The sequence below is a fragment of the Streptomyces sp. S3(2020) genome (genome assembly GCF_013044505.1).
GTDB lineage: Bacteria > Actinomycetota > Actinomycetes > Streptomycetales > Streptomycetaceae > Streptomyces.
Genome location: NZ_JABERD010000464.1, coordinates 1 through 2,365 on the forward strand (window position 1 = coordinate 1; position 2,365 = coordinate 2,365).

The window sequence follows — 2,365 nt, forward strand, 5'->3', positions numbered from 1 at the left end:
CCAACGCCTCCCGCTCCAACCAGTCCCGCGCCTCCCCCCGAGGCATCGACGCCCCCGTCCCGTACGCCGAGCGATACCCCTCCTCGCCCAGCGCCTCGACCATCCGCGCCCGATGCCCCTGGAGCTCCGGCTCCCCCGCGTCGAAGGCGCCACGCATGACCGCGCTGATTCCGAAGGCGGTCGCTCCACCGGCCGGATCGCCCTCCAGAGTCCGCAGACCACCCAGGAGCTCGGCGACCCACGCGAGACCCGCCCCGGCCCCCTGCCCGAAGAGGGCGCCCGCCGCTTCGGGAAGCAGGACGCGGGCCTCGGCGGCGCGCCCCTCGGCGAGATGGTTCTCGACACGGGTGCTGACGACCAGATCGCGGGCGAGCTCCGCGAGATCGGGCCGGCGACGGGACAGCGCCTCCAGGTGGTCCAGGGTCCGGTTCGCCTGGTCCACGTCCCCGGACATCCGGTGCGCGTTGGCGAGCCCGACCAGGATGTTGGCCTCAAGCCGCAACTGCCCGCGCTCCCTGGCCTGCCGGTGCGCGGCACGCAGGTCGCGGAAGGCGCCGTCGAGGTCTCCGCTGCGCCGCCGCTCCCGGGCGAGCCGCGCCTTGCTGAGGTAGAGGTAGTCCTCGGTGCCCAGTTCGGAGCTGAGGACGACGGCCCGTTCGAAGGTCGCGACGGCCGGGGCGTGCTCCCCGCGCAGGGAGTGGTCACGGCCGATTGGCATCAGCGCGAGCACGATCCCCCACCGGTCGCCCACCGCCTCGAAGCCCCGCAGCGCCTCGATCCGCGACGGCACCCCGGTCTCCAGGTCGCCCTGCTCGGTGAGAGCGAAGTCCCGGGCGAGATGGGCACTGGCCCGCACCCACGGGTCGGACGATTCGAGCAGATCGTCGGCCGCCGGAGAACTGCCCCCGAAAGCGACCTGGGACATCCGAAGGAGCAGCCCGGCGGGATGGAACTCACGGTCCACCGCGGAGTCCTTGCCCGCGGCCACCGGGCCACCGCCCGAGCCTGCCCGGTCGTCGCCACCCGCACCCGCACCCGCACTCGCCACTGCCGTCAGATGCGTCTCCAGCCGGCCCCCCATCCCCCGTATGCCCCAGTACCAGAACATCGCGGCACCGAACCGCACCGCCGTCTCCCGGTCCCCGCTGTCCTGGACGAGCCGCAGCGCGTGAGTGAGGTTGTCGTGCTCGCTGTCGAAGACGGCGGTGGCGCGCAGCTGTGCGCCGGTGCGCAGGAGCGGTTCGTGCCGCTGTGCCAGGGCCAGGTGGTACGCCGTGAAGCGGGCCGTGAGGTCGTCGCCCGACTCCGCCAGACGCCGGGCCGCGTACGCGCGGACGGTGTCCAGCATCCGGTAGCGCGACTCGCCGTCGGCGTCCCGGACCTCCTGCACCAGCGACTTCTCGATCAGCGCGCCGAGCACGTAGAGGACGTCGTCGGCGGGCACGTCCGGGTCCGAGCAGACCGTCTCCAGGGCCGCGAGCGTCGCCCCGCCGGGGAAGGCGGACAGCCTGCGGGCGAGGATCCGCTCCGGTTCGTCGAGCAGGTCCCAGCTCCACTCGACCATCGCGAGCAGCGTGCGCTGGCGCGGCAGCGCCGTCCGGCTGCCGGAGGAGAGCAGCCGGAACCGGTCGTCGAGGCGGCGCGCGATCTGCGCCACGCCCATCGACCGCAGCTTGGCCGCGGCCAGCTCCAGGGCGAGCGGCATCCCGTCGAGACGGCGGCAGATCTCCAGGACGGCGTCCAGGTTCGACTCGTCGAGGGCGAAGTCCTGCCGGACCCCGGCGGCCCGGTCCACGAACAGCCGGACCGCGGCCGCCGCCATCGCCTCGGCCGGTTCCGGCGACCCCGTGGGGATGTCCAGGGGGCCGAGGTGGAACAGCGACTCGCCGTTGATGGCGAGGGGTTCGCGGCTGGTGGCGAGGATACGCAACTCGGGCAGCCGTACGAGGAGTTGATCGGCGAGTTCGGCGACGGCCTCGACGAGGTGCTCGCAGTTGTCGATCAGGAGCAGGGTGTCGCCGCTGCCGAGGAGCTCGGCCGTGCGCTCCACCGCGGAGGCTTGCTGGGCCCCGCCGCCCTCGTACAGACGGCCGTCGGTGGAGCTGAGCGCACCGAGCACCACGTCGGCCAACTGGTCGAGGCGGCTCACCCCCGCGAGGGGCACGAAGCGGACACGGTCCCGGGCGTGCGCCGGGTCCCTCGTCGCCGCCTCCAGGGACAGCCGGGTCTTGCCCGCGCCGCCCGGGCCGACCAGGGTCACCAGCCGGGCCGAGCCCATCAGATCCGCGAGCCGGTCCAGTTCGCCGTCGCGGCCGACGAAGCTGGTGAGCCGGGCCGGCAGCCGGCTCGGGGCGTTGGCGGGCCG

Annotated in this window: 1 protein-coding gene; it reads right to left on the reverse strand. The window is 74.0% G+C overall.

All coding sequences use genetic code 11. The annotated features are described in order from the left end of the window. Positions 1-2,365, reverse strand: a 2,365-nt coding sequence (locus tag HLK59_RS49575; protein ID WP_171148263.1) for an AAA family ATPase, incomplete at both ends; no start/stop codon positions are given.